This window comes from Hymenobacter metallicola (assembly GCF_004745645.1).
Classification (GTDB): Bacteria; Bacteroidota; Bacteroidia; order Cytophagales; family Hymenobacteraceae; genus Hymenobacter; species Hymenobacter metallicola.
On record NZ_SRMB01000005.1, the window covers coordinates 231,811 to 251,614 of the forward strand.

The window sequence follows — 19,804 nt, forward strand, 5'->3', positions numbered from 1 at the left end:
AGTTACGCCAAAGTAACGCCCTTATCCCGCATTGACCAGGGTGGCAATTGCTGCCTCTAGCTCCTTGGTACGTTGCTTCCGCTCAATTTCAACGGGCGCGGCCGCTCGCACCTCGCAGTCGTGGATGGCGCACCGCTCGCAGGTTTCGTTTACAATGCGCAGCGGAATAGCGGGGTCTTCCCAGAACAGCACTTTCTGCTTCAGATTCTCATCACACAGCAGCCCGACGGTTACGCTGACGGCCGGTTCATTTGGTGCCCCGGCCCGGGCCAGCGTGAGGCACAGATATTCATCGTTGGTGCCGAAGTAATGGGAGCGTTGGGCTGAAATAGCCGTATTGGGAGTCTTCGAAACGGGCTGTTGCCGCAGCTCCGCAATCAGGCGCAGCGACACCCACCGGCGGCAGTAATGCTCGTGCAGCTCGTTGCCGTGCGGGTTGTGCAGCCGTGAAAGGTGCAGCTCCTTGGTCAGCAGGAAGCCCGCGTCGGCGTTAGCCTGGTCGAAGCGTAGAAAGAACAGACTCTGCAGGCCGAAGTGCCGGGGCAGCAGGTTGGTAATGCGCTGCATAAACATCTCCGGCGACACGTCATACTTGGTAATCAGGTCCAGAAATGCCGTCGGGTCCCATTTCTTACTGCCAAACAGCTTCTGAAAGTCGCGCGTGAGGTTGTCTTCCTCCATCAGCAGGGCTCCGGCGAAGTAAGACGCCTTGAAGTTGTTGAGCACCTCATCAAAGCTGCGCACCGGAAAGCTGGCATTCACGTAGGGCCGTTCCCGCAGGTTGAGGTAGTTGAAGGCAATTTCGCGGCCCAGCACAAACGCTTCCTGGGCTCCGCTCAGGCCGGGGCGCATCAGCAGGCGTTTGGTTTTGGGTTGAAACACGGACCGCAGCCGCCCCAGGTTCATGTACTCGCCCAGCTGGCTCCGGTCCACGGTGTAGCCATACTTGTCGGTCAGCACCCGCTCCAGCTGCCGGGTGGCGAAAGGGGCGGCTACCATCAGCTTCTCCTGCACTACAAACGTGCGGACATCCTGCTCCAACTCCTCAAAGTAGTTGTCGTGCATCTCCTGGTAGGAGCGCAGGGAAGCCAGAAAGAAGTGTTCCTGCCGCATCTCGTAGTTGCGGGCAATTTCAAACAGCGTCCCGATGAAGGCATTCATCTTGGCGGGCGCATCCGAAATCAGCTCCACGATGCGCACGGGGTCCAGCCCGAACATTTCCAGTGGGAATTCTTTGAGCAGGTCCGACTGCAACAGCTCAGATATGGGTTCGAGCTTGCGGCTCAGCGTCAGGGAGGTAAGCTGGTCGTAGCTTACCTCCAGCACCTTGCTCAGGCTCAGAATCTTGTCGGCTTTGGGGTACTTTTTGCCCTTCTCGATTTCATTCAGGTACGACACCGACACGTCGCAGGCCCGGGCCAGTTCGGCCGGAGTAAAGCCGCGTTCCTGACGCAGCTCGCGCAGCTTTAAACCAAAAATTAACCGGACAACCTGACCGTGACTAAGCATAACGGGAATACAGAGGTAGACTACCCCCTACGGAAGACCGGAGCGGGAGCGGCTACAAGAAAAAAATAAAGCTGGAAAAGCCTGACAAAAGTAGGTAAAAACCAACTTTTATAAACTTTAGCGAAAATTCGCTTGATTAATAAAATTCGCTATCGTATGTTTGGTTATATTCTTTCCTGCTTCTTTCCAAAACCACTAGCCTATGTCACCTTTCGCGGAACCCCAGACCCTGGTACCCCCACCAGCCTACATCACACCCGAGCGGGTAAAAGTAGTGGGTGCGTACTCGCCCGAGTTTGCCGAAATCCTTACTCCCTCGGCCCTAGCCTTCGTAGCTGAGCTGCACCGCCGCTTCGACCGTACCCGCCGGGAGCTGTTGCTGCGCCGGGAAGCCCGGCAGCGCGAGTTCGAGGCTGGAATTCTGCCCGGCTTTCTGCCCGAAACGCAAATGATTCGGGACAAGCCCTGGACCGTGGCGCCCGTGCCCGCCGACTTGCAGGACCGCCGGGTGGAAATAACGGGCCCGGTGGAGCGCAAGATGATTATCAATGCTCTCAACTCGGGAGCCAAGGTGTTTATGGCCGATCTGGAGGATTCCAACTCCCCAACCTGGGCTAACGTGGTGGAAGGGCAGCGCAACCTGCGCGATGCCGTGCGGCGCACCATTTCCTTGAGCACCCCTACCAAAGAGTACAAACTCAATGAGGAAACAGCTACGCTCGTGGTTCGCCCCCGGGGCTGGCACCTAGCCGAGAAGCACGTGCTGGTGGACGGGGAGCCGATTAGCGCCTCCATGTTCGACTTCGGTCTGTACTTTTTCCATAATGCCCACGAGCTGTGTGCCCGCGGCAGTGCCCCGTATTATTACCTGCCCAAAATCGAAAGTCACCTCGAGGCCCGGCTGTGGAACGACATCTTTGGCTTTGCTCAGTGGTCGTTGAAAATGCCTAAGTGCACCATCAAGGCCACCGTGCTGATTGAAACGCTCCCCGCCGCCTTCGAGCTGAACGAAATTCTCTACGAGCTGCGCGAGCATAGCGCCGGCCTTAACTGCGGCCGCTGGGACTATATCTTCTCCTATATCAAGCGCCTGGGATTAAAGCCCGAGTTCCGCCTGCCCGACCGCGCCCAGGTCACGATGACGGTGCCCTTCATGGCCGCCTACTCGCAGCTGGTGGTACAAACCTGTCACCGTCGCGGCGTACACGCCATTGGAGGCATGGCCGCCCAGATTCCAATCAAGAACGACCCCGAAGCAAACGAGGCGGCCCTGGAAAAAGTACGGCTGGATAAGGTGCGGGAAGCCAGAAACGGCCACGACGGTACCTGGGTAGCCCATCCGGGCCTGGTACCGGTAGCCTTGGCCGTATTCAATGAGCTAATGCCCCAGCCCAACCAGATTGACAATAAGCGCGAGGATGTGAAAGTTACCGCTGCCGATTTGGTAAAGGCCCCGACGGGTACGATTACCGAGGAAGGACTGAAGCTGAACATCGACGTGGCCATTCAGTACCTCGAAGCCTGGCTGGGCGGTAATGGCTGCGTGCCGATCTACAACCTGATGGAAGACGCAGCTACTGCCGAAATCAGTCGGGCCCAGGTGTGGCAGTGGGTGCACACGCCCGGTACTACCCTGCAAGATGGCCGCGAAATAACCGTGGAACTGTACCGCTCCTATGTGCCCCAGCAGCTGGAAAAAATCCGGGCCCTGGTAGGGGAGGAACGCTACACCAAGGGCCAGTACCTACAGGCAGCCCGCCTGTTCGACAGCCTGGTGACCAGTGAGAAATTCGTCGAGTTCCTCACGGTGCCGGCGTACGAGCAGCTGCCCAGCTAATCCTGCTTCATTACAGAGGCACCTGCTGCTAGCCTACCGAAGCAGTAAGCTGTCCACTGACTCGCACGGCCCAAACTGTGCGCTACTTCCTTATTGCCAGTTCCGAAAAGCGGCTTTTTAGCCTGCCTGGCACCGCTTTGCCTATTCAAATCGGCTTCCACCACTTCCAACCCTTTCTTTTCAACCCGCAGGCTGGGCCTGCCCAACTTTCTTTTCCATGAACAAGCAAGAACGTATTGCCGCCATCAAGCAAGACTGGGCCACAAATCCGCGCTGGAAAGGTGTGGAGCGGCCCTACGCCGCCGAGGACGTCGTGAAGCTGCAGAACTCTATTCGCATCGAGTACTCTCTGGCGCGCCAGGGTGCCGAGCGGCTCTGGAAGCTGCTGCATTCAGAGCAATACGTGGCCGGCTTGGGTGCTCTGACCGGTAACCAGGCCGTGCAGGAAGTGCAGGCCGGACTGAACGCCATTTACCTCAGCGGCTGGCAAGTGGCTGCCGATGCCAACGGGGCCGGGCAGATGTATCCCGATCAGAGCCTTTACCCTGTCGACAGCGTACCGAGCGTGGTCAAGCGCATCAACAATGCCCTGCTGCGGGCCGACCAAATCCAGAACCTGAGTGGGGAGGGCAATGTCCACTGGCTGGTGCCGATTGTGGCCGATGCCGAGGCTGGTTTTGGCGGCAACCTCAACGCGTTTGAGTTGATGAAGATGATGATTGAAGCCGGCGCCGCCGGGGTGCATTTCGAAGACCAGCTCTCATCGGCTAAAAAGTGTGGCCACCTTGGCGGCAAAGTGCTGGTTCCTACGCAGGAGGCCATCAACAAGCTGGTTGCCGCCCGCCTGGCCGCCGACGTGCTAAACGTGCCCACGCTGGTAGTAGCCCGCACCGACGCTGATGCCGCCGACCTGATAACTTCCGATGTAGACGAGCGGGACCAGCCCTTCGTGCTCTCCGGGGAAGAGCGGACCAGTGAAGGCTTCTACCGGGTAAAGCCCGGTGTAGAATCTTGCATTGCCCGCGGGTTGGCCTACGCGCCCTACGCCGACTTACTCTGGATGGAAACCTCTCACCCTGATTTGAGCCAAGCGCGGGCCTTTGCGGAGGGTATTCATGCCAAGTACCCCGGCAAGCTGCTGGCCTACAACTGCTCGCCGTCTTTCAACTGGGCCTCCAAGCTCAGCGTGGAGCAAATGGAGACATTCCGCGAAGAGCTGGCCGCTCTGGGCTTTAAGTTTCAGTTTATCACCCTGGCCGGCTTCCACGCCCTCAACACCAGCATGTTTGAATTGGCTCAGGCATACCGTGACCGGGGCATGGCGGGCTATTCAGAGTTGCAGGAGCGGGAGTTTGCCCTCCAGAAGCATGGCTTCAAAGCCGTGAAGCACCAAAGCTTTGTGGGTACGGGCTACTTCGATGCCGTGCAAAGCGTGGTATCGGCGGGCAAGGCCAGCACCTCGGCTTTAGTGGGCTCTACTGAAGAGGCGCAGTTTCAAAACGCGCATTAGGCTGTTTGAGGCCATTGTGCACCCTATCGTCTTCTATGTCAAAAAGGTCTTTTCCTAGGAAAAGACCTTTTTGCAATTTTTTAGGCCTAGCCGGGGTTGTGCGAAGTCCTTTTTAGGCAGGTGAAGTAGGTTTGTTGCCAGGTAGTTATACTCAATGATATGGTTATATGAAAGTCTAATTAGTGCGGGTTTTTGTTTGGGGGTGCTGCGGGGTATGCCTAGGTTTGAGCCCATTAAGGAATTGCTATAATTTATTTTCAAAAGCCTATTTATTTCGACTAAGTTTAAGTGTAATTCTACCCCCTATTACCCAAGAAAGCCGCCCTGACCAGGGCGGGTTTCTTGGGTAATAGGGGGTAGAATATTCCTTAGAAAGGCGCGGCTATTTGAGCATAATCCAGGGTGTGGCGCTGGCAGGCTTCCTGCAAGATAGTCTTTTGCCAGGGCCGCAACACTTGGTCGGCCCCTAGCTCAATAATATCAGCTACCAAGCGGTTAGACAGTACCAGGTTGGCTACGTAGATATTGATATCAGTGGTAATGTGCGTTTTCAACTGCATCAGGAGCTGCTCGCGGGCATCAGCTTTGGCGGCTTTGTCGCCACTGAGGCGGCGGCGGAAGGGGAAGCGGCGCTGTTCACCGGTTGGGGCAGGCTCGGGCACGGGCACAAAATTGTCGGGCGAGAGTGCTGCCAGTTGGTCGAGATAAGGAGCGCGCTTGAGCTCGGGGTGCAGGCCGCGGGTATTCTTCCAGTCGTTGGCATCGCGCGGGGTGTCGCGCACCAGCTCCGAGAGGCGGTCATTGGCAAACACCATGTACGGCGGCTTGTCGAGCTGGCGGGCTACCTGGTCGCGGAGCAGGTACAGGTCGCGAAACAGGGGCATTTCGCCGGGGAGAATCCGGTATTTACCCGCAATGCGCAGGTAAGGCCGGTCGTCGCGGGTGTAGCGCACTTCCTCCAGGGCGGCATTTTCTTGTTCGGCCCACTCACTACGCCCCAGCTCGGCCAGCTTGGTCCGCAGGCGGTCGGCCAGCTCGAAGAGATAGAGCACATCGTTGGCCGCATACACCTTTTGCGCTTCGGTGAGGGGGCGCTTCAGCCAGTTGGATTTCTGCTCGCCCTTATCAACTTCAATACCCAGCTCGGCCTGAATCAGGCGGCCCAGGGAGATATTGTTGTCTGACTCGCCCAGCAGCGTATACTGCACGCTGGTATCCAGAATATTGCGCACGTGCACCCCATAGAGCTCATCCAGCAGCAGGATATCGGACTTGCAGCTATGGAATACCTTCTCAATGGCCGGGTCGCGCAGCAGGGCCCAGATGGGCTCTAACTCCTGGCCGGGATTGGTCAGTGGAATAGGGTCGAGCAGGTACACAACCTGACCGTCAAAGATCTGAATCAGCGCCAGGTTGCGGCCGTAGCGGTGGCGCATGTCGTCAAACTCCAGGTCGACAGCCAAGCGTTTGGCGGGTTGTAGCGCCGCGGCGGCCTGCTGCATTTCGGCAGCAGTAGTCAGGTAGTGTATAATAGGTGTAGACATTCAGGCAAAGCAAAAGGCAGTGGCAAAGGCGCCGAAAAAGGCGCAGGCCATTTTGGTAAAGGTAGGCACCGGGGGCGGGCAAACCAATGAGGCCCCATGGCGGGGTAAGTTAGGCAATAAAGCAGCACGGGTGGCCGGCGCACTGCTAGCAGCGCCTGGCCAACGCAAGAATACTGTCTCGTTAGTGGCCCGCAGCAACGCTAGTCCTCATCGTCGTCGTCCTCGTCGTGGTGGCTGAAATCCAGCTCCCGCGCCACGCTCAGGGTTTCCTGGATTACTTCCTCCATGAGCGGTTTGGTGTCCGCGTCGAGGGTCCGCTCAAATAAGTTGAGCAGCAGTTCCCCGTCCTCATTCACATACAGATTGGTGTAAAGCTTCTCAAACAGCTTAGCATCCTTGGTAATCGTAGCATCGATTTCGGCTACCGACTTTGCCTTTAGCGCCCGGTGCAGTACTTCCATCACCTTGCGGCTTTCTTCATGGTCGCCCAGGTCGGCCAGCAGCTTCAGGATCGACATGGCTACGGCTAGGCGCACCCGCTCGAAACGGAAGGCAATGTCGGCCTTGCCGGCCTGCTCGAAGGTTTTGTAGGCTGCTACGTCGGCTGGCGAAAGGTATTGAGTGGCCTCGCCTTCGGTGCGAAACGCTTCGTGCAGCAGCTGCTCGTATAAACTCGTGCTCATAAAAAGAGGCTTAGGGAATGGTTGTCGGAACCCGAAACAGGGCCCCGAGCGAAATTTTACCGGCGACTTACAGCTTCAGGGCGTAACCTAAAAGCCCAAAGGTACGATTGCAGCAGGAGGGAAAAGGCTTACCCGACCGGGGGCGGCCAACTTTAGGCTGTTCATGCCGGTTGGTTTTGCAAGTACTCCTTTCCCATTCAGCATATTAATCTCTGTTACCGATGACGCACAAAACGAAATGGCTGGTTTTTGCCCCTTCCGGACTGATGGTAATTGGCTTGGGCACCTGCTTGATTCAGTGGGCTACGGCCATCAAGCAAGATGGCGAGCCGACGGCCAAGTGGGTCGGCGCCGGTACCCTGGCCTTGGGCGTATTTAATGCGGGTATCTGCTTGTTTGGTCGGGGTGTGGCAGAAAGTGTGTTGTACCAGATCCGGGAGAAAGAATCGACGCCGGGGTTGCCGCAAGACTAGCGGCGCCTGGAGCCGGCCAAGCGCTGCTCTTCATCTTCCTCCATGTCGTTGAGCTCAATCGTGAGGGCATCCACCGAAATCTGGATTTCCCAGAGCGACATGCCCAATGAAATCAGCAAGCCAATGAGGCTGGCTCCAAAAACCAGATGACCAGCCGTAGTAAAGCCGGCATAGAGCAGAAACATGGACAGGACGCAGCCAAACATGGCTCCAACGCCCACGGCCTGCATGTTGCGGACGATAATCAGGCGCTGCCGCAGGTTCTGAATTTGGCGGATGAGGTGGGCGCTGTGCGTCGTTTCGTACTGTGACTTGAGCGTGCGCACTATCGTAGCCAGTGTCATGAAGCGGTTGGTATAGGCCAGCAAAAGCAGCGACAAGGCCGGAAACAGCAGGGCAGGAGTAGTCAGAGTTATTTCCATATACTGGGGACTGGTAGTTGCTGTGAGGCTTCGCCGCTTACGGAGGCTGGTGCCGAAAATAGCCGCTCACAGAATAGCTTTGCTTCGTCGCCCAGAATTTTCTACTGTTCTTCTTTCAGTACTTCTCCTATGCGCTTGTATAAAGTGTCTGCCCCCGTTGCGCGCGTTTACTGCTTGGTTATCGTGCTACTTGGCGCACTGGGGCAGCCGGGCCGGGCCCAGCCAGCTGCGGGCCTACCCACTCCTACCCAGTTTCTGGGGTATCCTTTGGGCAGCCGTTTTACCGCTCACGCCCAAGTGTTAGGCTACGTGCAGCAGGTTGTTCAGCAGTCGGGGGGGCGCATGCGGCTGCAGGCTTACGGCACTACCTACGAGGGACGGCCTTTGCAGTTGGTACAAGTCGGTACGCCGGAAAATCTGAGCCGGCTGGAAGAAATTCGGCGCAACAACCTGCGGCTGGCCGGCCTGGAAAACGGGGCCGTGCAGCGGCAGCAGCCGGCTATTGTGTGGCTCAGCTACAACATTCACGGCAACGAAGCCGTGTCGTCGGAAGCCGTTATGGAAGTGCTCTACGACCTGGCCAACCCCGAGAATGCCCAAACCCAGCAGTGGCTGCAGAACGTGGTAGTGCTCGTAGACCCGTGCGTGAACCCGGACGGGCGCGAGCGGTACGTGCAGTGGTACAACCGCAGCCGTAACCAGGTGCCCAATGCCTCGCCCTACGCCTGGGAGCACCACGAGCCCTGGCCCGGGGGGCGCTACAACCACTACTTCTTCGATTTGAACCGCGACTGGGCCTGGCAAACCCAGCAGGAAAGCCAGCAGCGGGTAGCAGTGTACAACCAGTGGCTGCCCCAGGTGCACGCCGACTTCCACGAGATGAGCGTCGACGACCCGTACTACTTTTCGCCGGCCGCCAAGCCGTTTCACGAGGATATCACGCCCTGGCAGCGCAGTTTTCAGAATATCATTGGCGACTACAACCGCAAGGTGTTCGACCAAAACAACTGGCTCTATTTTACCCGCGAAACCTACGACCTGTTTTACCCCAGCTACGGCGACACCTACCCCAGCTTCAACGGCGCCATCGGCATGACCTACGAGCAGGGCGGCTCGGGCCGGGCCGGGGTGCGGGTGGCTAAGTCCGACGGCGATACGCTGACCTTGCAGCAGCGCATTGCCCACCACCACGCCGCCAGTCTGGCTACCATTCAGGCCGCAGCCGAGCGGCGCAGCCAACTGGTAGACGAGTTTGCCAAGTATCACACCAACGCCCGCACCAAGCCCCGCGGACCGTACAAAACTTACGTGCTCAGCAGCGAGGCTCCGGGCCAGCTCAGCGCCCTGACAAGCTACCTCGACCGGCAGCAGATTCGCTACGGCTACGCCGGCCGCCAGCTGCGCACCCGGGCGTTTAGCTACGCCACCGGCAAAACCGAAAACGTGCAGCTGCAACCCCAGGATGTGGTCATCAGCATGTATCAGCCCAAGTCGACGCTGGTAAAAGTACTGTTTGAGCCCCGCCCGGCGTTGGAAGATTCACTCACGTACGATATTACGGCCTGGGCCTTGCCGTATGCCTACGGCGTGAAAAGCTACGCGCTTTGGTCACGGCTGGAGCCCCAGCAGGCGAAGGATTTTCCCGGTGGTAAAGGCCGCCAGACCTCCGGTGTAGCCGGTAGTGAAACGGCGACTCCCTATGCCTACGTGGCCCGCTGGAGTACTGTGCAGGACGTGCGCTTTCTGAGTGGTCTGCTCCAGCAAGGCGTAAAAGCCCGGGTGGCGCAGCGCCCTTTCGAGGCCGAAGGCCAGCAGTATAAGTCCGGCACTCTGATTCTGACGCGCACCGGTAACGAAGCCCTGGGTTCGGATTTTGACCGGCTCGTGCGGGCCCAAGCTGATTCGGCGGGGGTAGTAGTGCAAGCGGTGCGCTCGGGCTTTTCTACCAGCGGCGCCGATTTGGGCTCAGGGTACGTGCGCTACGTTAGCCGGCCCACCGTGGGCGTTGTGGCGGGGGAGGGCGTTTCGCCAACCGCTTTTGGGGAGGTCTGGCACTTTTTTGAGCAGCAGCTGGGCTACCCCGTCACGGTGCTGGGCGCCGACTACCTGCGTACCGTTCCGTTGCAGAAATTTGATGTGCTCATCCTGCCCGATGGGGATTATGCCGGTATTTACCCCGAGAAAAGCCTGGAGGCCTTGAAGGCTTGGGTGCGGGGGGGCGGCAAACTGATTGCCCTGGAAGGCGCCGCCGCATATCTGGCCAACAAAAAGGACTTCCTGCTCAAAACCAAGGCTAAGGCCGCCGACAGCACCAAAGCCAAAAATTCGTACCAACAGCTTCGGCGCTACGCCGATGCCGAACGCCAGCAAATCGGGCAGCGGGTACAGGGCAGTGTGTACCGGGTGCAGCTCGACAATACCCATCCGCTGGCCTTTGGCTACGGCAGCACCTATTTTGCCCTGGTGCGCGATACGCTCAACTACCGTTTCCTGGGTGAAGGCGGCTGGAACGTGGGCGTGTTGCGGCGCGACAATTATGCGGCCGGCTTTGCCGGCCGTGGGGCCCGCCCGAAGCTCACGGATACATTTGTGCTAGGCACCCAGGAAATGGGCCGCGGGCAAATCGTGTACTTGGCCGATAACCCCTTGTTTCGCGGTTTCTGGCAGGGAGGCAAGCTCCTGTTTAGCAACGCCCTGTTTTTCGTGGGACAGTAGTCCGAGCCCTATCAAGCAAAAGCCCCCGTCAGAGTACTGACGGGGGCTTTTGTTTAGCTGACTTTTGCTTAGTCTACTACGTCTTCGGCTTTGTTTTTCACGGCCGAAGCACCTTTTTTCACGGCGTGGCCGGTTTTCTGGGCGCCTTTCTTCACGACCTGGCCGGTTTTCTTACCAGCGTATTTGGCGTCTTCCTTGGTGTTGTAGGCAGCCTGGCCCGCTTTGGTACGGCCCGAGCGGCTCTCCACTTTTACGGTACCATTGTCGCGTACTTCAGCAGTGGTCTTGGCGCCAGTGGCATTGTCGCGGACGGTAGTTTTATTATCCTGCGCTTGTGCAGCAAACGAAAAGGCTACCATTGTCAGTAGCAGTGCTATCTTTTTCATGATGAGGAGTCGTTTGAAATAGGGTAATTCTAGGTCCTTATACGGGCGCTGTGGAATAGGTTGTAGCGTGCCTAGCTCCTCCGGTTTAAACCGGTGATGGATAGCTCAATTCCTTAAAACGCAGAAAAGCCGATGCATCATCCCATTCATCGGCTTCTGGTAAAATTAGTGCAGTTGCACCAGCAAATCAGGGCAGCAGCAGCGAACTGTCGCCGTAGCTGAGGAAGCGGTATTCGTGGGCCAGCGCGTGGTCGTAGACGCGGCGCCAGTCGGGGCCGATAAGGGCGGAAACCAGCAGCAGAAGCGTGCTTTCGGGTTGGTGAAAATTAGTGACCAAGCCCTGTGCTACCCGAAAGGTATAGCCCGGTGCAATCAGGAGCTGCGTGGTGGCCTGAATGGAATCGGAGCCGACTTGCTCCAAATAGGTTAGCAGCGCCTGCAAAGAATCCTGCATTGTTACTTCGTGGCCGCCTTCGTAAGGCTGCCACTGGCTTACGTGCAAGGGCACAGCGCCAGCGGGCAGCGGCTGGCGGGCCAACTGAGCGCCCAGCCAATACAAGCTTTCTAAAGTGCGCAAGCTGGTTGTGCCCACAGCAATAATAGGCCGAGGAGTGTGGCTCAGGAGCTGCTGAAGTAAGGTGGCGTTTACTGAAATTGGCTCGGCATGCATAGGATGGCCAGCCATTTGCTCGGCCTTCACGGGCTGGAAAGTGCCGGCGCCCACGTGCAGCGTTAGCTCGGCGGTGGCAATGCCCCGGGCGTGTAAGTCGTTAAAAACGGCGTCGGAGAAGTGCAGGCCCGCCGTCGGAGCCGCTACTGCGCCCTCGTGCGCCGCATACACAGTCTGGTAACGTACCGCATCTACGTCCGTGTCTTCCCGATTTAAGTAGGGCGGCAGGGGCAAATGACCCGCCGCGCGCAGAACCTCGGCAAAAGGCAGGTGGGCCGGCTGCCAGCTAAACCGAATCAGGGAGTAGCCTTCCGCTGCCTCCACTCGTTCGGCCGTTAGGAGTGCCTCGCCGTCGGGGCCCGGGAAGGCTACTTGTACCGGCCCCGACTTCCAGCGTTTCCCATTCCCAACCAAGCATTTCCAGACGCAACTGTCGGTTTGCTGCATGGCCAGCTCCACCGAGCGGTGGGGGGCTACGGGCTCCAGGCAAAATAGCTCGACAATGCCACCCGTAGGCTTTTGGCAAAAAAGCCGGGCCCGCACCACTTTCGTGTTGTTGAACACTAGTAGGGAGCCAGCGGGCAACTCGCCGGGCAAGTCAGTGAACTGCTTATCCTCAATCGTACCCCGGCGGTACACCAGCAACTTGGACTGGTCCCGGTTGGGCAAGGGCTCGGGTGCTATCCGCTCGGGGGGGAGCTGGTAGGTAAAATCGTGAATCGAGAGCAGGCGTGGATCAGAAAAGGCAGACATAGGCTGCAAAGGTACACGCCAGCCGCGGGTTGTGGGACACTACACCCGCCTAACGGCAAACGGCTACTTGGCCCGGCGGAAAAACATCAGGTGCTGCTGGGGCAGGGTTTCGATGCTTTCGATGAACTCCAGCCCAACGGCCTTCATTTCCTTGCGGGCCTGTTCAATACTCATCTTGTGAATGCGCTTGATAGGCACTTTGGGGTCTTCCGCGCGGTACTCCGCCAACGCCACCCGGCCGTTGGGCTTCAGGGCTGTTTTAATAGCCCGCATCATTTCGCGCGGATGGTCAAACTCGTGGTACGCATCCACAATCAGAGCCAAGTCAATACTGTTGGCAGGCAGGTTCGGATTTTGAACCGTGCCCAGCACCGGCTCCACATTGGGCGCGTTGTTGCGGTCCTTGTTGTCTTGCAGGTAGGTAATCATTTCCGGCTGAATATCAACTGCCAGCACCTTACCCTGGGGCACGAGCTGGCTCATACGGAAAGAGAAGTAGCCCGTGCCGGCGCCAATATCGGCTACTACATCGGTGGGCTTGAGGCGCAGGGCTTTCAGAAGCACATCGGTGCCCTCTTCTTCCTGCCGACCCGAGCGTTCGAGCCAGTCGGCGCCCTCGTGGCCCATCACGTGGGCAATTTGCCGGCCCAGGTAGTAGCGGCTGATCCCATTGGGGTCGGCAGGGGGGCGAATTTCGTAGCCGGTGGAGTCGGCCACGGGAGCTTGGCGGCGCTGCTCTCCGGCCGCCGCGGCCGTGCTTTCGGCTAAGGGCTGGGTGCAGGCTTGGTTCAGAAGAAAGCTCAGTGCCCAGGAGCCTAGCAGCAAATAAGAAGGTATGGTCATACGCACAGGTGCAAATAAACTGTGTTCCGGCAAACATCCATATTCGGGGAAGGGTTCGCTCCGTCGTGGGCTTCCGGGGCGAGTGCGCCCGGTTGAGGTGAATGAGGCATAACCGGCTTCGTTATGAATGACTTGGCTGGATTGGGAGTAGATTATCTTGAACAAAAACATCTGCTTAACGCCAAAGTCGGGCTACTCTTTATACTTTGGCCCGTAGAAAGCCTGTTTTAGAACCTTCACCAACCTTTCAAACCCATGAAACACGTATCCGGACTTCTACACAAGCTGACGGCATTTGCGGCCGTTGTCGTTGCGCTCAGCGGCTGTAATCGGGCTGAATATGCCATGTTGCCCAAGACGTCGTCTTACCACGGCACCGAGCACCGCGCCGTAAGCGTAAAGCCGGCCCCGGCTGCGGCAACACCTGCGGCGGAAGCGCCCGTAACGGCCACGCCAGAAGCTGTAGTAGCTGCTCCCGCACCGGTTGAAGCTGCTGGCGCTGTAGCTGCAGTAGCGCCTACTGCCAAGCCTGCTGCTACTCCGGCTCCCGCTAAAGCGCAGCGCAAGCTCAGCATCGTAGAACGTGCCGTAGTGGCCAAGGTGGCCAAGAAGGCCGACAAGCTGACCAGCAAGATGCGGGTGAAAAAGCATAGCGAAACGGCTAGCGCCAACAAGCTGAGCGGGAAGCTGCGCCAGGGCATCATCTTGCTGCTGGTAGGTCTGCTGATTGAGATTCTGGGTGCTGCTACGGGTATTGGCCTTATCTACCTGCTGGGTGCCATTGTAGCCATCATCGGGGTTGTACTCATCGTACTCTACCTGCTCGAAGAGCTGTAAGACAAGAACTCTGATAAAGAGTTGTCACAAAAAAGCCCCGCCGGTAGCTACCGACGGGGCTTTTTTGTGACGACTGCGAAGCTTAGATCTTCTTGGCGTATTCGCCATTCTTGGGCTTCAAGCTGCCGGTCAGGATCCGCACGAAGTCGATAATAACCAGAATGAAACCAACGATGAGCAGGCTCAGCACAATCTGCAGAATGCCTTTGCCAATGTAGCCCAGGTAGAAATCGTGCACGCCCAGGCCGCCCAGGAAAAAGCAGAGCAGGGCCGCTACGACTTGGCTTTTGCCTTCTTCGGCCGGGGCCGCAGCCTTCTTGGCTTGCTTGGCGGCTTTGTGCATGGCCTTGATGGTGGCTTTCACCTCCTTGATTTCGCTGGCGGTAGGCGCTGCAGCTTTAGGCGCAGCGGTGGTTGTAGCCTGCTGAGCGTGGGCCGCGTACGTACGCGGAGCTTTGCTCGCCTTTACCGGAGTTGCTACCGGAGCCGTAGCAGCCGTTAGCTCGGGGGCTTCGGTCACGGGAGCAGCTGTGGTAACGGCTGCGGCTGGCTGCGCAGCTACGCTGGTAGCCGTGCTATTGTGGTAGGGAGCGGCAGCTTTGAAGGTGTAGCTTTCCTTGCTGCAGGAAGCGAGTGACAAAGCTACCAGAGCAGCTGAACAGAGTGTGGTAAACTGTTTCATGATATGAGGTTAGGTAAGAAAAGTATTTGCAGCTAAACAGTATTTTGTGGTACTGTGTCAGGTAAGTACTGCAATATTAAACCTTTTCCTATCCAACCACGTTTATAGGCGGCTAAAAATACTTATACTTATAAATTTAATTTGTTATATATAGTTGTTAATCAGCTTATTGCTTCTTTGGTATTCACATCATTATGTTAGGCCGGAACAGGGCTGGGCGCAGAGTGGCCTTACATCGGGTCGACATCGGCAACCAGGCGGGCTTGCTTAAATTCCTTTTGGTCTTTTACCACGTTCATGGCCTCCATAATCTGGCTTTTAGCGTGCTTAAGCACCGTATGTTCCCGGTCGAGCTTAATGGTGATTTCCTGCAGATAGAAGTTCCGGATGCGGAAGATATAAGGCGCTTCCGGGCCGAGCACGGCCTCCCGGCCCAGGCGGAACACCAACTCCTGGGTTAGTAGAATAGCGGCCTGCTCGGCCACTAGCTGATCCACATGCTTTACCGTGAGACGAATCACGCGCATGAAGGGAGGAAAGCCGTATTCGCGCCGCTGCGTGATTTCGTACTCGTAGAATTCGAGGTAGTCGTTACGGATTACCTTATCGAAGATTACCTGGGCAGGGTCGGCGGTCTGAATGATGACTTTGCCTTTCTTGCCCTTGCGGCCCGCCCGCCCACTGACCTGCACAAACATCTGGAAGGCTCGCTCGTGGGCCCGGAAGTCGGGGTAGTGAATGATGCTGTCGGCGTTGATAATACCAACCAGACTTACATTGGCAAAATCCAGCCCTTTGGTTACCATCTGCGTGCCCACCAGCACGTTGGTCGTCTGCTGCTCAAAGTCAGAAATAATCTGCTGGTAGGAATTCTTGGCCCGGGTGGTATCAAGGTCCATGCGCTGCACGTTGGCGGCGGGCAGCATAATCTTGAGGTCGTCCTCAATCTTCTCGGTGCCAAACCCTACGGTTTTCAGATTGCGGGAGCCACAGGCGGGGCACTCCACCGGCATCCGGTCGTGGAAGCCGCAGTAGTGGCAGCGTAGCTCGTGGGCGTGCTTGTGGTAGCTCAGGCTCACGGCGCAATTTTTACACTTCGGAATCCAGCCACAGTCGAGGCAGGAAATAAAGGGCGAGTAGCCGCGGCGGTTTTGAAACAGAATGACCTGCTCTTTTAAGCCCAGTTTCCGCTCAATTTCGCCCAGCAGCTCGGGGGTGAAATGGTTGAGCATTTTCTTGGCCTCGCGCTGCTTGCGGGTATCCACGAGCTCAATTTCGGGCAGGCCCGCTTCCCCAAAGCGCTTGGTGAGTGTAACCAAACCCCAGCGTCCGGCCCGGGTCTGATAGTAAGTTTCGACGGCCGGCGTGGCCGAGCCGAGCAGGGTTTTGGCCCCCTGAAAATTAGCCATCATCAGGGCTACTTCCCGGGCGTTGTAGCGCGGCGACGGGTCGTACTGCTTGTAGCTGCTCTCGTGCTCCTCATCCACGATGATGAGCGACATATTGTCGAAGGGCAGAAACACGGCAGAGCGCACGCCAATAACCACCTGAAAGCGGCCCGAGAGCACGCCATTCCACACCTCCACCCGCTCGTTATCGGAGAACTTGGAGTGGTACACGCCGAGCCGGGTGCCGAATACGCGCATCAGGCGGGTTACAATCTGGGCCGTGAGGGCAATTTCGGGCAGCAGGTACAGCACCTGGCCGCCACCCTCCAGGGCCTTGCGAATCAGCTCGATGTAGATTTCAGTTTTGCCCGCCCCCGTTACGCCGTGCAGCAGCACAATGTCCTTTTCCCCGAACTGCTTCAGGATTTCGTCGTGGGCCGCCGTTTGGGCTTCGCTTAGCGTGAAGGGCATCTGGGCTTCCGGCGAATCATCGAGCGGAAAGCGCGACACAATCACGTCGAATTGCTCCAGTACCCCGTTTTTGATAAGAGTATTCACCGCCGAAGGGGAGAGGTGGGGGCTGCTGGTCAAGGCTGCTTTTTCCAGTCCTTGGTGGTTGGCGTGCACATTCTGGTACACCGGCACACGCTGCAGGTAGCGCATCAGCACGTCGAGCTGCTTGGGCTTGCTCGCCATGCGGGTAAAAAGCTCCTCAATGGCCGACTCTTCCATGAAGTGGTGGGCCAGGCGCACTTTCTTCACCACTTTGGGCGAATACTTATCGGCCAAGTGCTCGAACAGGAAGATTACGTCTTTCTGGATCAGTGACTTAATCACCTTGTGAAAATTGGCGCTGGCCAGCAGGTCGCCTACTTCGGTAAAGGTCAATGCCTTGCCGTCTTCGGCGCTAAGCACCTCCACAATCTTTTCCTCCTGCTCGCTAAGCGGGTAGGGATTCTGCTCGGGCTCAAAAGCCGGGTGGAGCTGAATGCGCGACTCGGAGCTAAGCTTCAGCGCCGAGGGCAGGGCCGCATTGATAACTTCTCCCAGCGTGCACATGTAGTAGTCGGCCATCCAGCGGAAGAGTTTCAGCTGGGCCTGGGTTACCACCGGCGCATCGTCGATAAACTCCAGAATGTACTTGGCCTGGTACTGAGCCGGTGGCGTTTCGTGCACGGCCGCCACAATGCAGCTGAGCGTTTTCTTGGCCCCGAACTGCACAATTACGCGGCCCCCGATGACGACCTCGTCGTTCATCTCGTAGGGCACGCGGTAGGTATACAGCTTGGGTAGCGGCAGGGGCAGAATTACGTCCACAAACAGCGTGACGCGGTCGGCTCCGGCGGCTTCCGGCTGGGCAAAGTCAAAGGAAAGGCTCAACGGACAGATCAGCTAACAACAGGACCGCAAAGGTAAGCCGAATTGCGGGCCGGAGGTTTCTTCCGTCTTCGCAATTCGGCTTATGTAGGTCAGGGCCAAGTAGTAAAAGTTAGTATCCCCCAGTGGCCGGCAACTGCGCCAGTGCCTCGGCTACAGTATGCACTGGCCGTTGACAAGCCCGGTTGAAGCACACGTACAGCGTCGTTTCGCCGTTCAGGGCGGTGCGATGCTGCAGCAGAGGCAGCTCGGCAGCGTCTGGCGCGCCAGCTACCACCGCGTGGGGTAGAAAGTGCCGGCTGAGTTCCTGCCGCACTGCTTCTACCTCGGGGCCGACAATGACAATTTCGGCCATGGGCTGCAACAACGCCGCATAGAGAGAGGCCCAATTAGTAAGGTGTTGCGGCTCTTTCACCACCAGTTCCTGCACGTGGCTGAGCATAGTCGTGGCCAGGTCGTGGTAGTCGTTTCGTTCCAGGTGCAGTCCCAGCCGGAGCAGGTTGTGGGCCATAACGGAATTAGAGCCCGGAATGACGTTATCAAACAGCTCCTTTTTGCGGGCAATAAGTTTTTCTCCGGCATCATCCGTGTAGAAAAACTGGTTTTCAAGCGGGTCGAAGAAGTGGGCCGACACGTAGTGCGTCAAGCCTTCCGCTTCGTGCAGCCAGTAGGTATCGAAAGTGGCTTCGTACAGCCCAAGATATGCCTGCACCACCAAGGCATAATCTTCCAAGAAACCATCGATGCTGGCCCGGCCGGCTTTGTAGGTTCGGTGCAAGCGCGGGCCGCGACGAAGGTTTTTCTGCAGAAACCGCGCGTTCTGCAAGGCCAGCTCCAGAAATTCAGCTTCCCCAAAAGCCCGATAAGCATCGACTAGCCCACTTATCATCAGCGCATTCCAGCCGGTCAATACTTTGTCGTCGAGGCCGGGCCGCACGCGTTGGGCTCGGGCGGCCATGATTTTCTGTTTCCACTCGGCTACTACTGCCTGCAAAACATCTACTTCCAGCTCGTGGTCGGCCGCAAAGTTGGCGTCCGACTGCCGCCGGTGCAGGATGTTGCGGCCATGTTCCCAGTTGCCCAGCGCCGTACAGGTGTAGTAAGCCGAGAACAAGGCCTCCTCGTCGCCGAGAATATCCTGGAGTTCTTCTTTGGTGAAGACGTAGAACTTGCCCTCCTCACCTTCACTATCCGCATCCAGGGAAGAGTAAAACCCGCCTTCCGGGCTAGTAAGCTCCCGTTTTATGAAAGCTACCGTGTCGTACACCACGGTGCGAAACAGCGCGTCTTGGGTTAGCTGGTAGGCTTCGGCATACAGGCTTACGAGTTGTGCGTTGTCGTAGAGCATCTTCTCGAAGTGCGGCACCAGCCACTCGGCGTCGACGGAGTAGCGGGCAAAGCCGCCACCGGCTTGATCGTAGATGCCGCCCCAGGCCATTTCGCGCAGCGTGAGCAGCGTCTGATTCAGAACTAGCTGGCTCCCGGTGCGGGCGTGGCAACGCAGCAGAAAGCGCCAGATACTGGGCATGGGAAATTTGGGCGCCCGGTTCATGCCACCTTTTTCCGAGTCGAACCGTACGCCCAGGTTGTATACCAGCAGCTTGAACTGCTCGTCGGAAAGGGCCAAATCGGAAGGGGCGGCCCCATATTTTTCCAGGTCGCTGGTGCGTAATACGCGGGCAAATTCTTCGGCCGATTTGTCCAGCTCCGCCCGATGCTCGCCCTGATAGGCCTGTCCAATGCTTTCCAGGAGCTGCACCCAGCTGCGCGGCGGGAAATAAGTACCGCCATAAAAGGGCTTGGCCTCTGGATTTAGAAACACATTCAGCGGCCACCCCCCCTGCAAACCCATGGCTTGTAGCGCGTCCATGTAGACTTGGTCCACGTCGGGCCGCTCTTCCCGGTCAACCTTGATGCACACAAAGTGCTCATTCATCACCTGCGCTATGGTGTGGTTCTCGAACGATTCTCGCTCCATCACATGGCACCAGTGGCAAGCCGCGTAGCCAATGCTGACAATAATAGGTTTTTGCTCTCTTTGGGCCCGACTGAGTGCTTCCGGGCCCCAGGGGTACCAGTCAACCGGGTTGTGCGCGTGCTGCAGCAGGTAAGGGCTGGTTTCCTGGCTGAGGCGGTTGGTGTGCGTTGGTTGGGCCGGAGACATACAGGGAAGTT

Annotated in this window: 15 protein-coding genes; 5 read left to right on the forward strand and 10 right to left on the reverse strand. The window is 57.7% G+C overall.

All coding sequences use genetic code 11. The features are described 5' to 3' along the window. Positions 1-21 precede the first annotated feature (21 nt). Entirely contained in the window at positions 22-1,509 is a 1,488-nt protein-coding gene (locus E5K02_RS21755) for a helix-turn-helix domain-containing protein (protein WP_135397938.1), read from the reverse strand. 202 nt (positions 1,510-1,711) lie between these two features. On the opposite strand from E5K02_RS21755, the gene aceB reads away from it, so the two are divergent. Both aceB and aceA read left to right on the forward strand, forming a co-directional pair. Beyond that, positions 1,712-3,346, forward strand: a complete 1,635-nt coding sequence (aceB, locus tag E5K02_RS21760; RefSeq protein ID WP_135397940.1) for a malate synthase A — start codon at positions 1,712-1,714, stop codon at positions 3,344-3,346. Positions 3,347-3,563: 217 nt separating this feature from the next. Continuing rightward, complete coding sequence (gene aceA, locus E5K02_RS21765; protein WP_135397942.1) at positions 3,564-4,856, forward strand: isocitrate lyase; 1,293 nt, start codon at positions 3,564-3,566, stop codon at positions 4,854-4,856. 368 nt (positions 4,857-5,224) lie between these two features. Here aceA and E5K02_RS21770 read toward each other — a convergent pair whose 3' ends face one another. Together E5K02_RS21770 and E5K02_RS21775 are read right to left on the reverse strand one after the other, a co-directional pair. Continuing rightward, a complete protein-coding gene (locus tag E5K02_RS21770) occupies positions 5,225-6,400 on the reverse strand; it encodes a ribonuclease D (protein ID WP_135397944.1) in 1,176 nt (391 codons plus the stop codon). 200 nt (positions 6,401-6,600) lie between these two features. After that, positions 6,601-7,083, reverse strand: a complete 483-nt coding sequence (locus E5K02_RS21775; protein ID WP_135397946.1) for a hypothetical protein — start codon at positions 7,081-7,083, stop codon at positions 6,601-6,603. A 221-nt stretch (positions 7,084-7,304) separates the two neighbouring features. Between E5K02_RS21775 and E5K02_RS21780 the strand changes: the two genes are divergently transcribed. Beyond that, positions 7,305-7,556: a hypothetical protein gene (locus E5K02_RS21780; RefSeq protein WP_135397948.1), complete on the forward strand. Its 252-nt coding sequence runs from the start codon at positions 7,305-7,307 to the stop codon at positions 7,554-7,556. Here E5K02_RS21780 and E5K02_RS21785 read toward each other — a convergent pair. Beyond that, the gene (locus E5K02_RS21785; protein ID WP_135397950.1) at positions 7,553-7,978 is read right to left on the reverse strand and encodes a DUF2721 domain-containing protein; all 426 of its coding nucleotides are present in this window, start codon (positions 7,976-7,978) and stop codon (positions 7,553-7,555) included. The two genes, E5K02_RS21780 and E5K02_RS21785, sit on opposite strands and share 4 nt — an antisense overlap. A gap of 129 nt (positions 7,979-8,107) precedes the next feature. Here E5K02_RS21785 and E5K02_RS21790 point away from each other — a divergent pair, with 129 nt between their 5' ends. Continuing rightward, on the forward strand, positions 8,108-10,693 hold the full coding sequence (locus E5K02_RS21790; RefSeq protein ID WP_135397952.1) for a M14 family metallopeptidase: 2,586 nt from the start codon (positions 8,108-8,110) through the stop codon (positions 10,691-10,693). A 68-nt stretch (positions 10,694-10,761) separates the two neighbouring features. On the opposite strand, the gene E5K02_RS21795 is transcribed toward E5K02_RS21790, so the two are convergent. From E5K02_RS21795 to E5K02_RS21805, 3 genes are all read right to left on the reverse strand, one after another. After that, entirely contained in the window at positions 10,762-11,079 is a 318-nt protein-coding gene (locus tag E5K02_RS21795) for a hypothetical protein (RefSeq protein WP_135397954.1), read from the reverse strand. 187 nt (positions 11,080-11,266) lie between these two features. Further along, positions 11,267-12,502 carry an S-adenosylmethionine:tRNA ribosyltransferase-isomerase gene (locus tag E5K02_RS21800; RefSeq protein WP_135397956.1) on the reverse strand — a complete coding sequence of 412 codons (1,236 nt, stop codon included), beginning with the start codon at positions 12,500-12,502 and terminating at the stop codon, positions 11,267-11,269. 63 nt (positions 12,503-12,565) lie between these two features. Beyond that, positions 12,566-13,345 carry a class I SAM-dependent methyltransferase gene (locus tag E5K02_RS21805; RefSeq protein WP_135397958.1) on the reverse strand — a complete coding sequence of 260 codons (780 nt, stop codon included), beginning with the start codon at positions 13,343-13,345 and terminating at the stop codon, positions 12,566-12,568. A 255-nt stretch (positions 13,346-13,600) separates the two neighbouring features. On the opposite strand from E5K02_RS21805, the gene E5K02_RS25800 reads away from it, so the two are divergent. After that, entirely contained in the window at positions 13,601-14,182 is a 582-nt protein-coding gene (locus E5K02_RS25800) for a hypothetical protein (RefSeq protein ID WP_206026002.1), read from the forward strand. Between the two features lie 82 nt (positions 14,183-14,264). On the opposite strand, the gene E5K02_RS25805 is transcribed toward E5K02_RS25800, so the two are convergent. The 3 genes from E5K02_RS25805 to E5K02_RS21825 all read right to left on the reverse strand — a co-directional run bounded on the left by E5K02_RS25805 (position 14,265) and on the right by E5K02_RS21825 (position 19,793). Further along, positions 14,265-14,864, reverse strand: a complete 600-nt coding sequence (locus E5K02_RS25805; protein ID WP_206026003.1) for a TM2 domain-containing protein — start codon at positions 14,862-14,864, stop codon at positions 14,265-14,267. A gap of 230 nt (positions 14,865-15,094) precedes the next feature. Beyond that, a complete protein-coding gene (gene priA, locus E5K02_RS21820; protein WP_135397960.1) occupies positions 15,095-17,632 on the reverse strand; it encodes a replication restart helicase PriA in 2,538 nt (845 codons plus the stop codon). Between the two features lie 109 nt (positions 17,633-17,741). After that, entirely contained in the window at positions 17,742-19,793 is a 2,052-nt protein-coding gene (locus E5K02_RS21825) for a thioredoxin domain-containing protein (RefSeq protein WP_135397962.1), read from the reverse strand. Positions 19,794-19,804: the final 11 nt, after the last annotated feature.